Annotated in this window: 24 protein-coding genes; 10 read left to right on the top strand and 14 right to left on the bottom strand. The window is 64.8% G+C overall.

Going from position 1 to position 20,395, the window contains the following annotated elements; translation table 11 throughout:
- Positions 1 to 12: 12 nt before the first annotated feature.
- Positions 13 to 1,017: an LLM class F420-dependent oxidoreductase gene (locus ACOCMM_RS14835; RefSeq protein ID WP_419553904.1), complete on the top strand. Its 1,005-nt coding sequence runs from the start codon at positions 13 to 15 to the stop codon at positions 1,015 to 1,017.
- 23 nt (positions 1,018 to 1,040) lie between these two features.
- On the opposite strand, the gene msrA is transcribed toward ACOCMM_RS14835, so the two are convergent.
- Positions 1,041 to 1,694 (bottom strand): peptide-methionine (S)-S-oxide reductase MsrA, encoded by a 654-nt coding sequence (gene msrA, locus ACOCMM_RS14840; protein ID WP_419553905.1) that lies wholly within the window; start codon positions 1,692 to 1,694, stop codon positions 1,041 to 1,043.
- A gap of 50 nt (positions 1,695 to 1,744) precedes the next feature.
- On the opposite strand from msrA, the gene ACOCMM_RS14845 reads away from it, so the two are divergent.
- The 5 genes from ACOCMM_RS14845 to ACOCMM_RS14865 all read left to right on the top strand — a co-directional run bounded on the left by ACOCMM_RS14845 (position 1,745) and on the right by ACOCMM_RS14865 (position 5,034).
- Complete coding sequence (locus ACOCMM_RS14845; protein ID WP_419553906.1) at positions 1,745 to 2,236, top strand: FAS1-like dehydratase domain-containing protein; 492 nt, start codon at positions 1,745 to 1,747, stop codon at positions 2,234 to 2,236.
- Between the two features lie 22 nt (positions 2,237 to 2,258).
- Positions 2,259 to 2,708, top strand: coding sequence for an acyl dehydratase (locus tag ACOCMM_RS14850; RefSeq protein WP_419553907.1), 450 nt, complete (start codon positions 2,259 to 2,261; stop codon positions 2,706 to 2,708).
- Between the two features lie 47 nt (positions 2,709 to 2,755).
- A complete protein-coding gene (locus ACOCMM_RS14855; protein ID WP_419553908.1) occupies positions 2,756 to 3,667 on the top strand; it encodes an LLM class F420-dependent oxidoreductase in 912 nt (303 codons plus the stop codon).
- 68 nt (positions 3,668 to 3,735) lie between these two features.
- Complete coding sequence (locus ACOCMM_RS14860; RefSeq protein ID WP_419553909.1) at positions 3,736 to 4,524, top strand: maleylpyruvate isomerase family mycothiol-dependent enzyme; 789 nt, start codon at positions 3,736 to 3,738, stop codon at positions 4,522 to 4,524.
- Positions 4,525 to 4,611: 87 nt separating this feature from the next.
- The gene (locus tag ACOCMM_RS14865) at positions 4,612 to 5,034 is read left to right on the top strand and encodes a DUF3237 domain-containing protein (protein WP_419553910.1); all 423 of its coding nucleotides are present in this window, start codon (positions 4,612 to 4,614) and stop codon (positions 5,032 to 5,034) included.
- 35 nt (positions 5,035 to 5,069) lie between these two features.
- On the opposite strand, the gene ACOCMM_RS14870 is transcribed toward ACOCMM_RS14865, so the two are convergent.
- Entirely contained in the window at positions 5,070 to 6,647 is a 1,578-nt protein-coding gene (locus tag ACOCMM_RS14870; protein WP_419553911.1) for an MFS transporter, read from the bottom strand.
- Positions 6,640 to 7,890, bottom strand: a complete 1,251-nt coding sequence (locus ACOCMM_RS14875; protein ID WP_419553912.1) for a mandelate racemase/muconate lactonizing enzyme family protein — start codon at positions 7,888 to 7,890, stop codon at positions 6,640 to 6,642. Before ACOCMM_RS14875 ends, ACOCMM_RS14870 begins: the two co-directional genes overlap by 8 nt.
- A 170-nt stretch (positions 7,891 to 8,060) precedes the next feature.
- Here ACOCMM_RS14875 and ACOCMM_RS14880 point away from each other — a divergent pair, with 170 nt between their 5' ends.
- The 3 genes from ACOCMM_RS14880 to ACOCMM_RS14890 all read left to right on the top strand — a co-directional run bounded on the left by ACOCMM_RS14880 (position 8,061) and on the right by ACOCMM_RS14890 (position 9,826).
- Positions 8,061 to 8,984 (top strand): TauD/TfdA dioxygenase family protein, encoded by a 924-nt coding sequence (locus ACOCMM_RS14880; RefSeq protein WP_419553913.1) that lies wholly within the window; start codon positions 8,061 to 8,063, stop codon positions 8,982 to 8,984.
- Positions 8,985 to 9,045: 61 nt separating this feature from the next.
- The gene (locus ACOCMM_RS14885) at positions 9,046 to 9,333 is read left to right on the top strand and encodes a DUF1330 domain-containing protein (protein WP_419553914.1); all 288 of its coding nucleotides are present in this window, start codon (positions 9,046 to 9,048) and stop codon (positions 9,331 to 9,333) included.
- Between the two features lie 106 nt (positions 9,334 to 9,439).
- Positions 9,440 to 9,826, top strand: a complete 387-nt coding sequence (locus ACOCMM_RS14890) for a RidA family protein (RefSeq protein ID WP_419553915.1) — start codon at positions 9,440 to 9,442, stop codon at positions 9,824 to 9,826.
- A gap of 123 nt (positions 9,827 to 9,949) precedes the next feature.
- On the opposite strand, the gene ACOCMM_RS14895 is transcribed toward ACOCMM_RS14890, so the two are convergent.
- The 7 genes from ACOCMM_RS14895 to ACOCMM_RS14925 all read right to left on the bottom strand — a co-directional run bounded on the left by ACOCMM_RS14895 (position 9,950) and on the right by ACOCMM_RS14925 (position 14,403).
- On the bottom strand, positions 9,950 to 10,756 hold the full coding sequence (locus ACOCMM_RS14895; RefSeq protein ID WP_419553916.1) for a 2-keto-4-pentenoate hydratase: 807 nt from the start codon (positions 10,754 to 10,756) through the stop codon (positions 9,950 to 9,952).
- Positions 10,757 to 10,881: 125 nt separating this feature from the next.
- Positions 10,882 to 11,274 (bottom strand): PIN domain-containing protein, encoded by a 393-nt coding sequence (locus ACOCMM_RS14900; protein WP_419553917.1) that lies wholly within the window; start codon positions 11,272 to 11,274, stop codon positions 10,882 to 10,884.
- The gene (locus ACOCMM_RS14905; protein ID WP_419553918.1) at positions 11,271 to 11,534 is read right to left on the bottom strand and encodes an AbrB/MazE/SpoVT family DNA-binding domain-containing protein; all 264 of its coding nucleotides are present in this window, start codon (positions 11,532 to 11,534) and stop codon (positions 11,271 to 11,273) included. Before ACOCMM_RS14905 ends, ACOCMM_RS14900 begins: the two co-directional genes overlap by 4 nt.
- A gap of 134 nt (positions 11,535 to 11,668) precedes the next feature.
- Entirely contained in the window at positions 11,669 to 13,051 is a 1,383-nt protein-coding gene (locus ACOCMM_RS14910; protein ID WP_419553919.1) for a hypothetical protein, read from the bottom strand.
- Positions 13,044 to 13,472: a TA system VapC family ribonuclease toxin gene (locus ACOCMM_RS14915; RefSeq protein WP_419553920.1), complete on the bottom strand. Its 429-nt coding sequence runs from the start codon at positions 13,470 to 13,472 to the stop codon at positions 13,044 to 13,046. The genes ACOCMM_RS14910 and ACOCMM_RS14915 overlap by 8 nt, the downstream gene beginning before the upstream one ends.
- Positions 13,469 to 13,690 (bottom strand): CopG family transcriptional regulator, encoded by a 222-nt coding sequence (locus ACOCMM_RS14920; protein ID WP_419553921.1) that lies wholly within the window; start codon positions 13,688 to 13,690, stop codon positions 13,469 to 13,471. Before ACOCMM_RS14920 ends, ACOCMM_RS14915 begins: the two co-directional genes overlap by 4 nt.
- A gap of 71 nt (positions 13,691 to 13,761) precedes the next feature.
- Entirely contained in the window at positions 13,762 to 14,403 is a 642-nt protein-coding gene (locus ACOCMM_RS14925) for a nitroreductase family protein (RefSeq protein WP_419553922.1), read from the bottom strand.
- A 233-nt stretch (positions 14,404 to 14,636) separates the two neighbouring features.
- On the opposite strand from ACOCMM_RS14925, the gene ACOCMM_RS14930 reads away from it, so the two are divergent.
- Positions 14,637 to 15,065, top strand: a complete 429-nt coding sequence (locus ACOCMM_RS14930; protein ID WP_419553923.1) for a hypothetical protein — start codon at positions 14,637 to 14,639, stop codon at positions 15,063 to 15,065.
- A gap of 131 nt (positions 15,066 to 15,196) precedes the next feature.
- On the opposite strand, the gene ACOCMM_RS14935 is transcribed toward ACOCMM_RS14930, so the two are convergent.
- From ACOCMM_RS14935 to ACOCMM_RS14950, 4 genes are read right to left on the bottom strand one after another with little or no spacing between them, the layout of a single operon-like run.
- Positions 15,197 to 16,213, bottom strand: coding sequence for a hypothetical protein (locus ACOCMM_RS14935; RefSeq protein WP_419553924.1), 1,017 nt, complete (start codon positions 16,211 to 16,213; stop codon positions 15,197 to 15,199).
- The gene (locus tag ACOCMM_RS14940; protein ID WP_419553925.1) at positions 16,210 to 17,040 is read right to left on the bottom strand and encodes a hypothetical protein; all 831 of its coding nucleotides are present in this window, start codon (positions 17,038 to 17,040) and stop codon (positions 16,210 to 16,212) included. The genes ACOCMM_RS14935 and ACOCMM_RS14940 overlap by 4 nt, the downstream gene beginning before the upstream one ends.
- Entirely contained in the window at positions 17,040 to 19,010 is a 1,971-nt protein-coding gene (locus ACOCMM_RS14945) for a hypothetical protein (protein ID WP_419553926.1), read from the bottom strand. The genes ACOCMM_RS14940 and ACOCMM_RS14945 overlap by 1 nt, the downstream gene beginning before the upstream one ends.
- Positions 18,994 to 20,304: a hypothetical protein gene (locus ACOCMM_RS14950; RefSeq protein WP_419553927.1), complete on the bottom strand. Its 1,311-nt coding sequence runs from the start codon at positions 20,302 to 20,304 to the stop codon at positions 18,994 to 18,996. The genes ACOCMM_RS14945 and ACOCMM_RS14950 overlap by 17 nt, the downstream gene beginning before the upstream one ends.
- Between the last annotated feature and the right edge of the window lie 91 nt (positions 20,305 to 20,395).

Here is a 20,395-nt window from a genome sequence, read left to right on the forward strand (position 1 = left end):
CGGTGCCCCGCCATGAGCACGACTGAACCACGAGGGCGGCCGCCCTTGGGCGTGACGTTCGGCAGCTTGGGAGTGCTGGGTCCGGCTGCCATCGTTGACATCGCCCAGTCCGCGCAAGCCCAGGGCTTCTCATCAATCTGGACGGTCGAAGCCACCGGAACCGACGCGTTCTCGATGCTCGGCGCCGTCGCGCACGCCGCTCCGGGTCTCGATCTGGCCACCGGCATCATTCCGGTGCAGCTACGCGCCCCGACTCTCGTGGCCATGACAGCCGCCACGCTGCAGTCGCTCAGCGACGATCGCGACGTGCTCGTCGGCTTGGGTGTGTCGGCACCCGGCATCCTCCGCCAGCACGGCGAGTCGCCGACGGATCGACCCATTGCGATGATGCGTGAGTACGTGACGCTGCTGCGCGAGTGCCTGAACGGGGAGCCGGTCACATTCGAGGGGGATTTCTGGCAGGTCCGGCGATTCCGCCTCGGCGTGCGGTTGGGCGAGCGCCGCCCCAAGATCGTGCTGGCGGCGCTGAACCCGCAGATGCTGCGACTGGCGGGAGAGGTGGCGGACGGCGTGCTGCTCAACTACCTGCCGGCCTCGCACGTTCCTGCGGTGGTGCGGGAGGTACGCGCCGGTGGCGATGCGCAGATCATCTGCTATGTGCACGCTGCCGCGGGCGACCTGGAACGCTCGGCGCGTTCGGCCCAGCGCGACTTGCTCAGCTACGCGATGGCCGACGGCTACGCCAACGCCTTTCGTGCGGCCGGCTTCGGCGACGAAGTGGACGAAGCCCGTGCTCGCCAGTCCGAGCGGGATCGCGAAGGCGCGCTGGCAGCGATCTCGAACGAGATGATCCAGGCGATCGACTTCATCGGTTCGCCAGCGGAGATCGGTGAGTTCGCCCGGACCTATGTCGACGCCGGCGTGGAGCACCCGGTCCTGATGCCGCTGCCGTGGGGTGAGGACAGGCGCGCTGTGGCCGACGAGACAATGGAAGCGTTCGCCAACGCGTTCGATTGACGATCTATCAGGCGCTTGGCTGCTCAGTCGGCGGTTGCAACCCCAACCGGGCAGGTCTGACCGGTGCTGCCCAAGCCGCAGTAGCCCCATGGGACCTTGTGCAGGTACTGCTGGTGATAGTCCTCGGCGTAATAGAAGGGCCCGGCCAGGCAGATCTCGGTGGTGATGGGGCCCAGTCCGGCACGGTCGAGCACCGCCTGGAACATGTCCCGCGACGACGTGGCCAGTGCCAGCTCGTCTTCGTCCGCCACGTAGATGCCCGATCGGTACTGCGTGCCGATGTCGTTGCCCTGCCGCATGCCCTGCGTGGGGTCATGACCCTCCCAGAACGCCTTCAGCATGGCCTCATTGCTGGTCATGGCTGGATCGAAGACAGCCAGCACGGCTTCGGTGTGGCCGGTCAGACCCGAGCACACCTCTTCGTAGCTGGGATTCGGTGTTGTGCCGCCGGCGTAGCCCACGGCTGTGGTGTACACGCCGGGCAGCTGCCAGAAGATGCGCTCGGCACCCCAGAAGCAGCCCATGCCGACCACGAGGTGTCCGAACCCCTCGGGGAATGGCGGCGTCATCGGCGTTCCGAGCACGACGTGCGCTGGGGCCACCGGCATCGCTTGGCTGCGCCCTGGCAGCGCCCCCTCGGCGTCCGGTATCTCCAGCTTCCTCGACCACAACGCCACGCTGCTTCCTCCTGCTGCGCCTCAAACGCTAGCGACCTAGTGTCAGGAACATGAGCGAGTCGCTGATTCCAGCCGAGTCGCTGGCGCGCGTCGGCGAGGTGATGTCGGGGCCGGTGACCGTGGTCATCGACCGCCGGGAAGCGCAGCGCTATGCCTACGCCGTCGGCGACGAGAATCCCATCTACTTCGACGAAGCTGCAGCCCGAGCTGCCGGGTACCGGACATTGGTGGCACCGCCCACCTACGTCACCCATGCGGTGATGCAGCCGCAAACCGCATCAGACCTGCGCACGGACGGCCTGTACCGCGATGGCACCGGCGTGCGGCTGCTGGTCAATCGGATGATGTTCGGCGGCGAGGAATGGGACTTCATCGAGCCGGTCTGCATCGGCGATGAGATCACCGCCGTCACCCGGCTCGCTGCGCTTGACCAGAAGGAGGGACGCAAGGGGCCCTTCGTCCGGCAAGTTCGCGAGACGACCTTCGTCAACCAGTTCGGCGACGAAGTCGCCCGTTCCCGCCTGATCGGCATCGCCCGATGACACAGACAATACGGATTGCACCATGAGCACACTCGACAACGATCTCAACGCAACGGCCCGTCTTGCCGACCTCAGCGTCGGAGACGAACTGCCGACGATCTACAAGTTCCCCGACGAGGCGCAGCTCTTCCTGTACAGCGCGGCGAGCCACAATCCGCATCGCATCCACTACGACCGCGACTACGCCCGCTTCGAAGGGTACGAAGACATCCTCGTGCACGGTCCCCTGCAGGGCGCATGGCTCACGCAGTATGTGACCGACTGGGCCGGACCGCAGGCACGCCTCGAGAACGTCACCTGGCAGAACCGCGCCAGCGCGCTCGCGGGCGAAGATCTGGTGTATTCGGGCACGGTGACCGCGGTGGATACCCAGAGCGGTGTCGTGGAGCTGGAGATCGCCGAGCACACCTCCGACGGAAAGCTGCTCATGCCGGCGACAGCTAGGGTCCGCCTGCCCACTGCATCCGATTGAACACAGGCCCGATTGAGCACAGGGCCCGAGCCGGAGAACAACCACGCATGAAGATCGCCGTCGACTTCCCGTCGATCGTCTTTCGGGAAGGACCCCAGCGGGTGCTCGACTTGGCGAAGGCCGTCGAGGACCTGGGCTACGACGAGATCGCTGCATTCGACCACGTCGTGATGGGCCATCCGGGCGAGGGCCGCTACACCATCTATCCCGCCAACATGCCGATCCTCGAAGCGCTGATGCTGCTGGCCAACGTGGCAGCCGTGACCGAGCGGGTGTCGTTGTCCACCGAAGTGCTGGTGCTGCCTCAACGTCAGCCCGTGCTGGTGGCGAAGCAGATCTCGACGCTGGACACGCTGTCGGGCGGTCGCGTGCGGCTCGGCATCGGCGTGGGCTGGCAGGACTCCGAGTACGACGCGCTGGAGGAGGATTTCCGCACGCGTGGCAAGCGGATGGACGAGGCGATTGACCTCATGCGGACCTACTGGACTGGCGGTTGCATCGAGTTCTCCGGCGAGCACTACAACAGCCATGACATGGGCATGGAGCCCGTGTCGCCACAAGGCGCTGGGATCCCGCTGTGGATCGGCGGCGACAGCCCGGCTGCGCTGCGCCGGACCGCCCAGAAAGGCGACGGCTGGATGGCATCTGGCGTCAGCGACGAGCGAGCGCTCGAGTGCATGGCAGCGATTCGCCGTCGAGCCGAAGAGGACTTCGGCCGAGATCCCGCGTCCATCGGCATGCAGCTGATGCTGGCCCCGCCACCGCGTACCGACGCCGACAAGGGCTTCTACAAGGACCTCGATGCAATCGGCGAGCGAGCCGCAATCGTTGCCGCGATGGGATTCGACTGGGCTTCGGTGAACGTCACGGCGATCTTCCAAGCCGGTGCGCGCTCAGTGGATGCCATGATCGAGCGGCTGGGCGAGATGCTGGAGCGAATTCGAGCCGAGGCTGGCTGAGGCTTGAGGCAACAGCCACTTCAACCCCTGAGACCACAACACGGACAACACGCAACGGGACGGACCTCATGAGCCAGCCACAAGTCATCATCGAAAACCTCAAGGCCTGCTGGGCGAGCTGCAAAGAGTTCTACGGTTCGCTCGACGGCGACCAGTGGCAGGTGCAGTCGCACTGCCCGGACTGGACGGTCCACGGCGTGCTGGCCCACCAAGTCTCGGTGGAAGAGGCGCTGTCGGGCTGGCTGCCTGAATCGATCGAGACGCCGCCACCGTTCGGCGACATAGCGGGGTACACCTCAGCCGCCATGGCCATGAGCGGGCCCGACCTGGCCGAATTGGCGACCGAGGTGTGGGACGGGCGGGCCGCGCAACTCGAGGCCCTCGACGACGAGGTCTTCGACCGCGGATCGATCACCCCCGTCGGTCCGGGGACCTATGGCCGCTTCATGGCGATCCGGGAGTTCGACCATTGGATGCATGAGCGTGACTGCCGCACCCCGCTGGGGATGCCGACCGACAATGGCGGCCCCGCCGCCGAGATGGCCCTGAACGAGGTACATCTGTCAATCGGCTACATCGCCGGCAAGAGGGTGGGGCTTCCCGATGGTGCCTCCATGCGCTTCGACATCACCGGGGCCGTGGAGCGCGACATCTATGTGCAAGTGGAGGGCCGGGCCCGCGAGGTCGACCATGTCGAGAACCCGACCGTCACGCTGCACTGCGACTCGATGGCGTTCATGGACCTCACCTGCGGTCGCATCGACCCCGAAGTGCCCATCGCTGCGGGCCTCGTGAGCTGGTCGGGGGATGCCGAGATCGGTGCCCACGCCGCCCGCAACCTGCGCTTCACCATGTAGCAGCACTTGCCGCCGCCGCATCGTCCACGTCTCAACCGACAAACCCATTACGACAAGCCCCGAATCTCAACAAGCAAGGAGCACCCGATGTCCGAGACTTCCCTGCCCGTCCGGCACCTGTTCACCATGGCGATCGACGCCGACCTGTCAAATGCGACCCGCATCAGAGGCGGGCCCGCCGGCAGCCGAATGATCGCGTCAGTTGACAGCGGCACTGTCACCGGTGAACGCATCAACGGCACCATCTTGGGCCCCTCAGGCGACTGGCTGTACCGCTCGGCCGACGGCACGATGCACCTCGATGTGCGCATCTCGATCCGCACCGACGACGAGGTCGACATCCTGATGGAGTACAAGGGGAAGATCCTCGACGACGGCACTCCCCGGTCGGCGCCCACGTTCCAGACGTCGATGGAGGGCCCGTACGCCTGGCTCAACAAGATCCAAGCGGTCGGCATCGGCTCGATCGACGACGGCAAGCTCGCCTACGAGGTCTACGAACTGCTCTAGCCACCGGAGCTGGAAACGGCCCGCGGCAGCGTTGGTCAGGGCGCTGCGGGGCGCTTGCGGGGGTAGGCGAATCCCATGAGCGGGATGCAGAGCGCTTGCAGGCCGCCAAGCAGCAGCCACAGCCAGTTGTAGAGGTGCACCTCGTGGGTGCCGCCCAGAACTGCGATGGACACAGCCACGCCGATGCCGCCGACGCTGTACCGCAGCGATTGATGCACGCCGTTCGCAGTCGCGAGGGCGGCAGGCTTGATGTCCACGAGTGCCGCTGAGTTCAGGTGGCTGGCTAGCAGGCCCATGCCCAGGCCGAAGAACACGGTCGCGGGAAAGAACGCAAACCAAAAGCGCACGTTCTCGTCCAGGAAGAACAGCAGCCACAGATGGCCGAATGTGGCGATGAGCGACGCCAGGGCCATCATCCCCCGAAACCCGTGCTTGTCGGCCCAGCGACCGCCGAGCACCGCCATGACCGCCGAGATGATCGGGGCCGGGGTGAACGCCAGACCGACGGCCCACAGGCTGTAGTCCCAAACGCCCACCAGGTATTGGGGCCACAGAAACCAGCTCGTGAAGGCTCCGATCATCGCCAATGACACCGCCATGTTGGCCACGGCGAAGCTGCGAACCCGGAAGAGCCGCGGATCGAAGAGGGGCTCGTCGTGACCGGCGGAGCGCCACAGAAACAGCGGCAGCAGCACCGTGGCACCGATGAAGCACGCGAGCGTGCCGACCGTTCCCCATCCCCAGAAGCGGCCCTGCAGGGTTGCCAGCACGACGAGGAACACCGCAGCAGTCCCCATGGCGACTCCGAGCAAGTCCAGCGGTCGGCTGCGATCGGGCTTGGCTGTCTCGCTCAAGAACCAGATCGAACCCAGGAATGCGAGCGCCGCTATGGGAGCGATGGCCAGGTACACCCAACGCCAGTCGGCGATCTCGAGGATGCCGGCGGCCATGCCGGGAGCGATGCCCGACGCCGCCATGCCCGCGGAGGCCCAGACGCCGATGACGCTCGCTTGGCGCGCTGCGGGAAACTGCGGCAGGACCAGCGCAAGCGAAGAAGGCACGGTCAGCGCTCCGCACAGCCCCTGCACCGCCCGTGCTACGAGGAGCAGCTCGATGCCGGGCGCCAGGCCGGCGGCGATCGATGACACGAAGAGGCCGAGCACTCCGAGTCGGAACACCACCAGTCGGCCGTAGCGATCCGCGAGCCGACCGCCGATGATGATCGTGGAGGAGAACGCGAGCGCGTAGCCGCTCACGATCCAGCCCGTAACCGCCCCTGACACGCCGGGGAAGGCCCGAACGATGTCGGGAAATGCGACGTTCGTCACGGTGACGTTGACAGTTCCGAGCACGAACGCCAACGAGCCGGTGGCGAGCGCCAGACGTGCTCGACTCGAGACGCGTTGGTCAGCATTGTCTTGTGGGTGTGGGCGTGGTGACGGTGTCGGCGTCGGCGTCGGGCGCACTGGCGCAATGCGCTCGATGCGTGGCGGGAAGGCGTCGCCCGCGCTGCGTGCTCCGACGATCGGCGTCAGGCGCGGCGCGCCGTCAGCAAATCGAAGTCGGAAGGCCTGCGGTGCGGGGTTCGACGCTGAAGCGGTTTCCTCAGTCATCGCCCGCCGGGGGGCGGCGTTCGCGGAGGCCACTCAGCCGGGGAGGGTGCGCTGCGAGAGCCTCTTCGATGGGCTCGGTTCCCCAGCCGGGCGCATCGCCGAGCATGAGGTGGCTGTCGACGTAGTTCGGCGCGACGGTCACGATCTCGTCGTCCCACGGAATGCGGTCGATGTCGGTTTCCATGATGATGATGTTGGGGGTAGCCGCCGCCCAGTGGGCGTTCATCATCGTTGCGAGATGCCCGTAGAAGTTGTGCGGGGCGACGCTGTGGCCCATGCCGTCGGCCATCGCGGCCATCTTGGAGGACTGCCAGAAGCCGTTCCAGATGCCGTCGATAATCGGCACGTCGAGCGACCCGGCAACCAGGTACGGGTACAGCTCGCGCACGCCGAACAGCGACTCTCCACCGCTGATCGTGCATCCGGCCTTCGAGCGGATGTGCGCCATGGCGTCGGGATGGTCGGAGTCGATCTCGATCCAGAACAGCCCAAAGTCGGCCAGCTCTCGCACGATGCGGGCGTAGCCCTCGGTGCGAGCGTTGAAGTTCAGGTCCAACAGCAGGTCCATGTCGTCGCCGGCGCCGTCCCGGAACGCCTGCAAAGTCGCCCGGATCTCGTTGATGAGCTGGCGCGACACGTTCAGCTCGGGCGCGAACGGCGTGCCGAAGCCCGGCAGCCAGCCGCGCAGCCCGTCCGGCGTCTGGCGGAAGATGTTCGTCTTGAGCGCCGTGAAGCCTCGCTCGGCAACCTCGGCGCCGAGCGCACGCACGCCGTCGAGGTCGGTGATGCGGTTGTCGTAGATGTGCGCGAGGTTGATGCGCCAGGTCCCGCAGTGCGACCAGTACACGCGGATGCGGTCGCGCACCTTGCCCCCCAACAGGTCGTAGCAGGGCACTCCCAGCGTGCGAGCCTTGGCATCGAGCAGCGCGTTCTCGATCGCGCCGAGCGCTTCGCCGATGACGCCGCTGGCCGCTTGGCGGGTACGAGCGAAGAGGTACTGGTAGGTGGGCTCGTGGTCGAAGACTGAGCGCCCGATCACGAGCGGCACCAGCGCTTCGATGGCGGTGGTGAGGCCGGGTGAGGAGAAGCCTTCGTCGTACTCGGCCCAGCCGACCACGCCGTCGGCGGTGGTGACCTTCAAGAAGTAGTAGTTCCGCCACGCCGCATCGCACGACAGGGTCTCGATGCGTTCGACCACTGTTCCGCTGTCGGCGGAACCAATGCTCGATGCGGCATCAACCATGGACTGCTCCTTGGGGTGCTCGGAGTTGAGGGCCTTCTGGCCCCGGGTGAGTCTTGCCTGCCCGCGGCGCGCTCGCCAGATTGCCGACGCATCAGCAGCTCATGTGACCCGGCTTCGCAAGGCCGAATCGCCACCCTGAAGCCACTTTGGGCCGATGGTACGATCCGTCCATGACGGCTGTCACGCTGAACATCGAACCTGTCGATGCCACGTTCGGAGCGTGGATTCACGACATTGAGCTGCGGACCATCAACGACGTCACCTTCGAGGCGCTGCACGAAGTCTGGTTGGAATACGCACTGCTGATCTTCTCTGGTCAGTTCCTGACCAACGACGAGCAGGACGCATTCGCACTGCGTTTCGGGAACTTGGAATTCAATGCGGCACCAATCTCGAACGTCGGCAAGGACGGCCAAGTCCACTACGAGCCCGCCGACGAACTCGTGAAGTCGCTGAAGGGCAATTGGGGTTGGCATCACGACAGCACCTACATGCCGCTGCAGGCCAAGGGCGCCGTATTCACTGCCGAGCTAGTGCCCAAAGACGGCGCCGACACCGGCTGGGCCGACATGCGGGCCGCGTATGAGGTGCTGTCCGATGAAGATCGCGAGCTGGTGCACACGCTGGAGGCGCACCATTCGCTCTACTACAGCCAGGGCCGGGCAGGCTTGCTGCCGAACAAGAAGGATGACGGCACCTACGGCATGTACGGCTACCACGACATGGACATCTCGGTCCGGCCGATGGTGAAATACCACCCTGACACCGGCCGGCCCAATCTGCTGATCGGCCGCCACGCCCACGACATTGTCGGCATGGACCCAGAAGAGTCTGTGGCATTGCTGGACCGGCTCAACCGCGAGGCGTGCCAGCTGCCACGCATCTACCAGCACGCGTGGACCGAGGGCGAGGCCGTGATCTGGGACAACCGCCGCCTCATGCATCAGGGCGTGCCGTTCGACATGTCCCAGCCGCGAAAGATGTGGCATTCCCGCATCGCCGGCGAAGTCGAGACCGAGCTGGCGCTCAACCACACACCGGAGTCAGCGGGCTTCAAGCACGGGCGCGACGCCATCCTGAACTCGGTCGGCTAGCAGCCGGCGCAACACGCAGTCGTCTGCTGGCGGATCCGGCACCTGCACCGAAAGGAACACCGTGGCTGCATACGTGATCACGCGGGTCAACGTCACCGATCCGGACCAGTACGAGAAATACAAGGCGCTGTCGCCGGCCGCTGTCGCCGAGAGCGGCGGGAAATTCATCGTGCGAGGTGGTGAGTCGGTGACCCTCGAGGGCCCCGAGGAGAACCGGCGTCTGGTCGTGTTGGAATTCCCCGATATGGACTCGGCGAAGGAGTTCTACGACTCCGAGAAGTACCGCCACGCCCGCCACGTCCGGGCTGGTGCCGCCGAATTCCAGATGGTCGTCGTCGAAGGCGCGTAACCCGCGCGCCGACAGCCGAATCTTCCCGTGCCTCGCGCATCCTCGCGTAGGTTTGCGGGCACGACCCGAGCAGGGGCTGAGCATCAGCCGCAGAGGAGAACTCGCGATGGCACGCACGTCGATTGAGATCGAGAGCTTCCAGCACGCCAATCCGATTCCCGCTGCGACGCGTATCGGACCGCTCGTGGTGAGCAGCATCACGCCGCCGACCAACCCGGGCTCGCGTGACGTTCCCGACTCCCTCGAAGAGCAGATCGACAACCTGTTCACCCATGTCGGCCAGATGCTCGAGGGCGCCGGTGCCACCTGGGACGACATGGCGAAGATGACGTTCTACGTCACCGACCCGACTGCGTCACGCCCGGCGCTGAACGGACCGTGGCTGGAGCGCTTCCCCGACCCGGACTCGCGGCCGTCCCGTTACAACATGAAGGTGGAAGGCAGCGGGCCCGCAAAGATCTCCTGCGATTTCGTGGCCTACGTCGAAGACTGAGCTGCGCCATCTACGTTTGCGGCGCACGGACGGACTCTCGTAGTGGTGTGCATACACACCTGTGTATATGCACACCTGTAGATGTGAGCACACTTCTATAGAGCTGACCCGAGTCGCTGGGGCTCAATCCTCGGGCAGTCCGACGCCGAAGCTGATCTGGCCGAGGGGGCCGAAGTCGGCGACGACGGCGTCGCCGGGGCGGATTGTGCGGGCACGGATGAACGAGCCGGACAGGATCGCGTGGCCGGCTGACATCGTGACGCCGAACTCGTCGAGCTTGCGGGCCAGCCAGGCCACCGAGTTGAGCGGATTGCCCATCACGGCCGCTGCGGTGCCGGACTCTTCCAGGTCGCCGTTCAGGTACAGGGCTCCGCCGATGTGCCGGATGTCGATGTCGGTCAGCTTGGTGGGGCGGCCGCCCACGATGATGAAACCGCACGATGCTGCGTCGGCGATGCTGTCGGCCACGCCGGCTTGGGTGCTGCGCCGGTTGTAGCGCCGATCCACCACCTCGATGCCGGGCAAGATGAAATCGGTCGCCCGCATCACGTCGATGGCGTTGGTGTCCGGTCCGCCAAGGTCCGACTTCAGCACGAAGACGATCTCGATCTCCACCAGCGGCACGTTGAGGATCGAGGCCGGCACGATGCAGCCCTCGTCGAGGAACCAGTTGTCGAACAGCGTGCCGTAGTCGGGCTCGGTGGCGCCCGAGGTCGAGCGCATGGCCTTCGAGGTCAGCCCCACCTTGTGGCCCTTGATGACTCTGCCGGCGGCAACCTTGGCGTCGGTCACCATCTGCCCGATGGCATAGGCGTCCTCAATGGTGGCGCCTGCGTAGGTATCAGTGATCGGGTCGATCCACTCGCGGGTGTTCTCGGCATGCAGCAGTGCCGCGGCGGCCTCATGCCGCTGCTCGTCAGTCATCGCCATGTCGCCCTCCCCATCTCTGGTTTCTCAGCGCGTCGAGTCGCCAGCCAGCAGAGAACGCTAGAGCCTCCGCTGTCCCGCCCATCCGCCGACGGCCGCCCCCGCCTTGGCTTGATGAAGTTCAAGCCCTACGGCTCGACCCGCTCGACGCTGCGCACGCGGTCAATGCCGCGATCGAAAGAGGCGATTCTGCTGATGCCCGTCACCTCAGCAGAAGCCACGAGGTAGGCATCTGCGAAGGCCAGACGATATGTCTCGTAGATCTCGATCGCGCGAAACAACAGCGCGGGATCTTCTACACGAACAGCTCCTGTGGCCAACACACCTCGAGTCAATTCGGCCACGCGTGCCCGCGGCATGGCATAGAACGACTGGAGCACAAAGATCGTTTCAGCCAGAATCAAATCCGGCAGCAGCAGCGTCTCTCCAGATGCCAGCAGCCGTGCGGATGCGGCTGCGGACTCAGGCGGGCTCCCTGTGAGCTGACGGACGAGGACGTTGGTGTCGACGAACGCCGTCACGACTCGTCGATGTCCATTGCCTCGCGGGCCCAAGCTTCATGGGTCTGCGCGAGCACTTCTTCCCACGGTGTGTCGCGTTTCTCCGGGGGCACCTCCACGCTTCCCGCGAGTTCAATGAGATCGGGGATGCGCTGCATGACCGCCCGTTCAGACTCGATCCTGAACAGCACGGCATCGCCGGGATTGATGCCCAGCGCGTCGCGGACTCTCTTGGGAATGGTCACCTGCCCCTTGGAAGTGACCCGCGCCATGACAGCCATGTCCAATTCCTTACTCTGATCATTAAGTAAGGAAATCTTACCGGTCTCCAAGGTATGCGTATGCGACATGGAGCATGTCATAACGCGCTGAGTCATTGACTTCCAATAAATTTCATACAGCGACGGAACTGGGGCTATGCGAAGCTGAAGACCGGCGGGAAAGCCACGACCACAATGGCGGCCCAGGCGGCGTACGCAGCGAGGTGGGCGGTCTGCCAGCGCACGATGTCGTCGAACTGACGACGTCGACGCCACAGCGCGAGGTACAGCCACACGCTTCCGGCCAGGTTCACCGCGAAGATGGCATTGATGCCCAAGAGCGCAGTTCGGTTCGGGCTCCAGCCGAAGTCCGCAATGCGCCCGATGACGGCCACCAGGGTCAGGACACTGGTGAGCAGTCCAGCGCTCGCCAGCACAGCCGAAGCGCCATCGAAGAATCCCAGCCGGTCGCTCGGGCGCCTCGCGGCGCCGCAGAACAGCAGCAGACCGACGACGATGCCCAGCAGCACGTTGAACAGGATGAGGGCTTCGCGGTCGCTCTCGATGCTGCGGCCAGACGCCGGCACCGCCACCAGGAACACCACCAGCATCGCGGCGAAGAGCGGCGTGAAGATGTACGCCAGCATCGAGGCGATTCTCGAAACGGCGCCGGCCCAGAACTCGACAAGCCAGGCGGTGACGACGACCGCGCCGGCCGACCCGGCGACCATCACCCACTCAGTCATCCACCTGGTACTGAGATCCAAGGCAACGAAGGCACCGACGGTCAGGGCGCTGAACACCGCGCCTGCCAGCGCAATCAGGACGCCGTACACGATCCATTCGCCCGTGAAGCGCACATAGTCCATGCGCTGGGCTGGCAGCGGCCAGAGCGCTCCGGCTCGTGCGAGGCCCCCGACCAGCCACAGCAGGACGGGCAGGTGGAGCACCGCCAGCACGAAGGTCGAGCCGCCGCCGTCGAACGGATAGGCGTTGATGACCGCCGCTGAGACTGCGAAGACGGCGCCGATCACAACAGCCACCTGAAGCGGCGGTCGCTTCAGCCACACGAACCAGCCGGCCAGCGGGGGCAAGACGAGCAGGCTGTAGTTGAGTGCGTAGAACTCGGCATCCTGCGATTCGGTCAGTTCGAAGCCGAACGCCTCGGGCAGCCGGATAGCCACAGCCGCCGCGACGGCGAAGGCTGCCATAACCCAGAATCCGCGCTGCCCGGTACCGCGCATGTCGGCATCAGGCGCAGCTTCGGTGATCAATGAGCCGGGTTCGGCGGCAGTCTCGGGAGGCATGGCCGGCGCGTCGGCATCCGCCGACGCTTTGTCGGGTTCGTCCCACAGTTCCGCGAAGCGCTCTCGCGCTAGCTCGCGCACGACCGGGTCGCTCACCGATCGCCGCTTGGCAGCGATCAGATAGGCCTCGTCGGCGGCCAGTCCGGCCGCTCGCAACGCCTCGCAGTCCTCTGCCAGTAGGTCACCCAAACGATCTGGGACGGATGCGGTGGGGTCCACGTCTTCAGGCATTCAGAACGAGCACCCGCCGCTCGTCGCCTGTCAGCGAAGCCATTGCCTTGTCGAAGGTCGCTACACAGCCGCCGTGACGTTCGGCCAAGGCGATGAGGTGTGCGTCGGTCACCTGTCGATAGCCCGTGAGCCGCTCTAGACCGCGGGAAAGTGCCTGGGATGGATCGATGTCGTCGATCCAGAACTCGTGGCCTTCCACCGCGGCAAGTGCTCGCATGACCGAGGCTGCCTCATGGGGCGAACGTGCGTCGGGCAAGACTCGCCGATTCGACGAGACCCGTATGAATCCGAGCTGCACGAGCGGTGTCGTCGCCCATGGTGCTCGGTGACGAGAGGTGAACCAGTCGATAGCCGCAGCATGATGGGTGTGGGTCGGCCAGGCCAAGGCGACCAGCAGGTTGACGTCAAGGAGAGGCGTCACCAATCCTCGCTCGCCGCACGAACCATCTCCGGCGTGATCGGGCCGCTGTCGGCGTCGACCTCGAACCCGGGCACTCCTCCAGAAGCAGCAGTCGGGCGTTGCCGGCAACCGCGACGGGCCAGTTCCGACATGGCCGCCCCAATCGAAACGCCCCGCTCCTGTGCCAGCGAGCGCGCTACGGCCAGTACGTCATCGTCCAAGTCGAGTGTCGTTCGCATCGCATCATCATAACATCACAACATCACACCCGATGGCCCGCGCTCAGCGCCTCGTTCTGTCGTGGCGCGGTCTAGTAGGTGGCGTTGCCCCAGGTCTCGTCGAAGACGATCTCCGACAGCGGCAGCCGGTCGAGCTTGCGCGGGAACGGCGTGGACCGGTAGCCGACGGCGATGTGGGCCGCAGTGGCCACGCCTTCGGGGATGTCCAGCATCTCGGCGACCTGCGGCTCGTACATGCACAGCAGCGTGGTCAGCGCCGTACCGAGGCCGGCCTCACGGCAGCCGAGCAGGAAATTCTGCACTGCGGGGTAGATCGAGCCGCCGCCTACGACGCTGAGGCGGCCCAGCTCGGTGTCGGTGGGGTGGACGCCGTCGATGTAGCCGCAGGCCACGACGATCACCGGCACCTCAGCGAAGTGCTCGGCGAAGTAGTCGGCGCTGTCCAGCAGGCGCTTCGCCTTCTCGCCGACGATCTCGATGTCGCCGCTGCGGGCCAGACCGAGGTAGGCCTTCCACGGCTCCAGGTACCACTCCTGCAGCTGCCGCTTCTTCTCGTCATCACGCACGACGATGAACCGCACCGGCTGGCGGTTGCCGCCCTGGGGCGCGTGGCGTGCGTAGTCGAACGCCCGCTCCAGGGTTTCGTCCGACACCGGGTCCTTCGTGAAGAACCTCGTCGTCATCGACGTCAGTGCTGCCTCGCCAAGTTCCATGAGATTCCTCGCTTCTTTGGATCGTTGGCCGCAAGCTCGTCTTTGCGGGTGAGCTGCGTCCGAGTGCCGGGGCCAGCCCGACGACCACGCCACAGTAACCACCGACCGGCCGTCTGGCCGTCCGCCCGGGCCGGCGCTCACAGACGCCCGGAGGGCGGCTCGAAAACCATTGCGGACTACCGAGGTCTTTCAGCTATACCGGGTGCCGCGACCGCTCAATCGAAGGAGCCGCCGTGGCTATGGTGACTGGCATGGATCCCGAGGCTGTGGGTGCTGAGTCCGAACAGCCGGTGGATCCGGCAGCGCCTGCCGCCGCCGCACTCGATGCAGACCTTCTCGCCAAGCTCGTAGCGCAGGCGGTCGCCGCCCAGAGCCGGCCGTGGCGCTCTGCGCTGCTGACCGCGCTGGCAACCACCATTCTCGCGGGTCTCATCGCGGTGGCCGCAGCCGGGTACACGGCTCTGCGCGCTGACATCACCGCACTGCGTGTCGAAATCAGCGGCGTCGAGACTGGCTTACGATCCGAGATCGACGATCTCGAAACACGCCTTCGCACCGAAATCCAGGATTTTCGCGCTGAAGTGAACGCAACCCTTCTGGATCACACCGACGGCCTCGCCCGTCTCGAAGCTGTGTCGCAACTCAGCCAACCGGCCCAATAGCAGACTCGCCGAAGGGGCGCTGTACCAACGCCGTTCCGGACTGCGTGACCCAAGCGCCCATGGTCGACGCCAAAGTCTCCTCGCGCGGCAGATCAGAATCTCACCAGCCATCGTGCAGACTCTGAGGTTGCTCAGTCTTCTTCGGTGAGATCGGCGGACTCGGCCGACAGCTTGTCGATATCTGCCTCCTCGATTCCCTCCAGCGCGGTGCTCAGAATTATTTCCCACGGAACGGTGTTGAGGCTGTAGCTGTGGCCCAGTCGCCCCAAGGCGCGCAGGGCGCCTTGGCAGCGGATCTTTCTGAGGCTCGCCTTGACCCCGTTGTCAATCGTGCCACGTTGACCAAGTGCCACGATCGCAGCGGCGCGTGCGCGGGGCGCGTTTAGTGAGGTGATTCGCTTCACAGACAAGCCTGTGAGTTCGGGCCAGATGTTCGGGTCGTGCAGCAACTGGTGGGCGGTCTCGAAGTCGATGCTGTTCGACGGTGCTTCAGCGACAATTTCGCGTGCGGTTCGTACACGCCACCACGCCGTCGAGATCGGGCAGTTCACGAGGACACTGACTTTTCCTCGGACCCGTTCGAGACCTCCTGTGCGGCGCAGGAAATTGCGGGTCCGAGCCTCGGCGTTGTCGGCCTTGGGGCCTTCGAGAAAGCCGGCGACGAGGTCGTCGAAGTTGCCTTGCTCTATCCAGACGGCATGGCAGGCGGCCCAGAAAGCGGGGGTAGCTGCTTCTGCTGGGGACATTGAGAGGCTCTCAGCGATTCGCTCCTCGGCGTACCTGGGCAGGCGCAGCAGTTCTGATGCCGTCAGGGGATTCGGCAGCGACGGCACGGCCGATCTCAGCGCTTCCTCGTCGGTCACGCGAAGCTGTCTCAGCAGGTATCGCGAGCACTCGGCGGAGCCTGCTGCGACTGCAGCGACCAGTTCCAGCTGACGGGCTTTGACTTCGCTGCGGTACTGCTGCTCGTCGCTGGAGTCCTCTTGGGGTGGGTCGGAGCTGTCGCCTCCTGCGAGGGAGCCGTTGGCTTGACCTGCAGATGACTGCTCATCAGAGGCACGCACTCGGTTCTTCTCATAGATGATGTGCTGTTGCCAGGATTGGTAGGCGACCTCGTCGACCAGCGTCAGCACGCCGTTTGTCGTCACTCGTCGTCTCCTGTGTCGATCCAGAATCTCTCCATCGATGTGGCTGCTCTGGCGGGATCGAAGAACTCGCTGTCCCAGTCCGACAGGGCAGCGTCTTCGAGCCTTGCCCGAAGCGCTTGAGCGAGAGGGCAGTCAGCGTTCACTCCGTCATCTTCCTCGTCGTCTTTGCCTCTTGCCATGGTGCTGCGAGGAAGCTGCCCGAATGCGGCGATCAGCGCAGCTATCTGGATGTCGCGGTGCTCACGGCGATGGTCGTACAGCTCGGCTGCGAGCGTCACCTTGAAGTACGGGTTGCCGGACAGTTCGGCTTCCTCGACAGACATTGTTCCCGGTTTGAGCCGATCGTCTCCGTCCTTGACAAATCTGAGCAAGCTGACAAGAAGCGGTTCGAACTGGTACTCGCCGCCGCGTGCCAGCCACCAGCCCGCTGGAATGTCCACAGCGGCTCTTTCCCCGCGGACGAGCGGATGCAGTCCTGAGGCTGAGATGGAGGTGTCGCGGACGGCGACGATGCCGGGAATCAGATACAGGTCATCGTTGCGCTCAGCGTCGTGCAATTTGACGACTTGGCTGGTGCCTTCTGCATGCTCGACGCGGCTGAGCATCGTACGCGGGCAGCGAATCTCGGTCGCGTAGATGGCGTCGCCGTTACTCAGAAGCGTCTCGATTTCAGGTGCGTCGCGAAGCTCGTGGATGACGGCGCTCGCCTGCCGTTGGAGCGCAACGGTTGCTGAGTACCGTGCTGCGACCCAGTCGAGCCGAGACCCGTCGTGAACCAGAACTGGCAACGGCTCGGCGCTCGTTTCGATCGCATTGGTCGTGGACATCAGACTTGTTGCTCCGAGATTGCGTAGTGCTGGCCGACCCGCGTTGCGGGCTCATGGGAATCTGGGGACTCAGAGTCGTCGTCTGCATCGGCCGGTGATGGCCGAGCGCGCTTGACGATGTCGATGCTCAGCAGGTGCGGAGCCGCCGCGAGTTCGCGAGCTTGGCCGTCGGCGAGCCTGATCCGCAGGGTGCGTTCGCCCTCAGAGGCAGGCAGCACAAGCTCGGTCTCGCCATCGCTGCCCCCAGTGGCTGCAACGCCGATCTCGGAATCCTCCACGGAGGCGAGCGGCAAGTAGTCGTCGGGGAATGGCTGCTCGCAGGTGCCGTCGGCGCCTGAGGCGCGGCGCACTCGGATTCCCATGGAGTGTTGGTCGTCGGTGTTCTCGTCGTAGTCCAGCCGGACCTCGACAATTCCCCGGTCGGCATCGGATCGCAACGCATGCCGGTAGCTCGGTATCGACCCAGGCCGTGGAGTGCCGCGACGGCGTTCGCGTTTGACGCCGCCTGTCTTCTTGTTTCCTCGTTCGACTTTGGTCCTCTGGCTGCCGCCTCCCGCTTGGCGCCGCGGTCGACGAACGGGTTCCGCCTTGCGGATGTGGTGGCCGTCGAGTGTCGCGAACGACTCAGGCGTGTATTCCTCTTCATCACTTCGCCATCCGACAGCGACGCGCAGGGCGTCAACGATTGTTGCGAGGTGTTCTCGCAGCAGTCGCTTCTGGTCGTTGTCGAGTCGTTGGCGTTTGATTCCGCGGTGCTCGGGGCCTTCTGATGCGCGGACCAGCTCTTCGAGTTCGCCGTCCGTGAGTGTCACAACGGCATCAAAGGGCCAAGTTGAAGCAAAGTCGCGCTTCAAGAGCCGGTCGACGCGTGACGAAATCCACATTCCCTTGCGGTAGAGGTGAACTTGGGTCTGTTCGCCACGAGCGGCATCAAGGGAGCGCCACGCCACTCTCACTCCCGGCAGCGGAGTCAGCTGAGCGCCGTCACGCAATGTCATCCAAGCTGCATGCGCCTGCGAGCCTGCAATCTGTCCCGCTGGCGAAGTCTTGCGGTTGGCGATCGCCTCTAGTGCAGCAGTGAGAGTTTCTCGGTTGGTGATGCTGCTTCGGCCTTCTCGGTCGACGATTTCCACGGTGAGGCGCCCCTCGTCGACCGCTGCTGAGAAGTTCGCGGCTGCGACGCGCATGATCTGCTCTGCGGCGGTCGCGTCGTCGTGGTCGCGGTGGAAGTCGTTGAATCCCGCGATTGCGACCACAGTGCCTGTGGTGTCTTGCTGCAGATGCGACGCGAGCATCTCGGGCATCTCGGTCGGGAATTCGTTGCCGTCTTGCCACAGCTGGCCTGGCCATCTGGCGCGGCGCCAGTAGCCCTCTGAAGCGAGCAATTGGCCGTCTCTGTCTGTTCGTGTAGCCAAGATCGCGTGGCCCGAAGCGATCGTCCCATTGGAGCCGTTGTGGCTGTATCTGCTTCCGTACAGCACATAGCGCAGGTCAGAAGCCCCGAACGCAGCGTGATGACCCAGGCCGAATGACCCTGCCCCGCCTTCGCCCTTGTCGGTATTGCCGACGGTAAGCAGCGAGATCATTCGCTGAGGATCCAGTCCGCAGCCATTGTCCGCGCAGAGCAGCACAGGCACCTCTTCGCGAGAGATCAGGCCGCCGATGCGCTCGACGATCATCTTCTCGTCATGAGAGGGTTTGGTGCGTCGCTTCTGTCTCTCGCTTTTTGCCTGGGAGAACGCTTCGCAATATTCGGGCCATCCGGGCAACTGCGTGGTCGCGACATCGGTGATGACGAATCGCACTTCCGCGGGCCGTCCGGCTTTGTCTGCGGCGTCGAGGCAGTTCTGGATCAGTTCGCGCACGACAGGCTCGGCCGACCCGTCGAACTGCGACACTTGCGCGCTCGTGAAGCCCACGGGCGCGTGCGTCATTCCGAAGTGCAGTTGTCCGTCAGTCTGTGCAGTCACAAGCGGGGGTTCCTTGTTCGTAGCGGCTCAGGCCGTCTGTGCAGCCCTGGGCCAGGTCGTCAAATGTTCCGGCGTTCACGCCGAAGAAACCGAAGGTGGAGATGCCGTCGCCGTTGCGTCGGGGCTCAGTGCGCATGTGGCGCTGCTCGATCTCTGCCCACCAGCCGATGTCAGAGGGCGTGCCCGGCCTTCGTCGACGATCGGGAGTGGCTGACAGCTCAACGAGCTGCTTTGTGCCCTTCATGAAGCAGAAACTGCAATTGCCCGCACCGGGCGGAATGTCGAGATCGAAGTTGCGTCCGTTCCAGTAAGCCGCGACGGCATCGGCGTCGATCCCGGCGTTGTGGAGCGGGAAGTACGGTCGCTCGCCCGGGGGCTGTGTCTTGACGGTGCAGCCTGCAGCTGTGGCGCCTTCCGCGTACAGGCAGCGCAGCAGCACGCGATCGACGCGTCTCGGCTCATCGGCACGAAGACCCAGCAGGCGCACATGCTGGGCAGCTTCCAGGCCCCGCATCGGAGCTGGACGAGGCTCCACGACAAGCCCTTCGCGTCGGTCGCTTTCGCGATCGTCGAGCGGCGCATCGGTGAAGTCGGCGAAACGCTGTGCAGAACGCTGAGATGGCAGCGACGCCAGATGCTCAGCTCGACGCAATGCCTGTTCCCGCGGTGCACTCCCGCCGCGTCGCACATAGCCATCGGCGAACTGCTCCGCACAAACCAGGTTCGCCCCAAGCTCATGACCCTCGGCAGGCCAGTGATGACCAGCATGCGCTGGTCCCAGGGTTCCGCCGATCCAATCCGCCAACAGCTTGTGCGACGGATACAGCTTCAGCTTCGCAGTGCAAGTGCGGGAATGCGGGTTCGGCAGCATCCCCTGCCAACTGAGCAGCTCCTCGAACACCTCACCGCTACTGCGATACCCCTCAGGATCATCCTCGATGGGGATCGACTTGACGAGACGGTACGAGTCGCGCCGCCAGTATTCGCCCCTCCAGGCATTCTCCACAGTGCAAAATTCGAGCCACAAGAAGGGCAAGCCGAATTCGCTCTCGATCCGTGACTTGCACTCCGCCGCGAACTCATAGGTACCCGGGTGTTCAGCCGAAGTATTCGCGAACAACAGCAGGTCGCCGCGCTCAGGGCGCAGCAAGCCCTCATCAGCAGCCATGAACGCCAACGCAGCCGACGAACGGCCGCCCGAAAAACTCAGAATGTGAGGCAGATCACGATGAGCGTCGTCGCGGTACTGCAAAGGGCCGAGCCGCCGACACGACTGAACGGCAAGACTGCCCACGGACACCACCTCCTGATCGAGCCACGGATGCCAGTTGGTGCGCACATATTATGCAATTATCTCATGTTCTCGCTCCGAAAGACTCATAGGT

Source organism: Candidatus Poriferisodalis sp. (assembly GCF_965198245.1).
Classification (GTDB): Bacteria; Actinomycetota; Acidimicrobiia; order Acidimicrobiales; family Poriferisodalaceae; genus Poriferisodalis.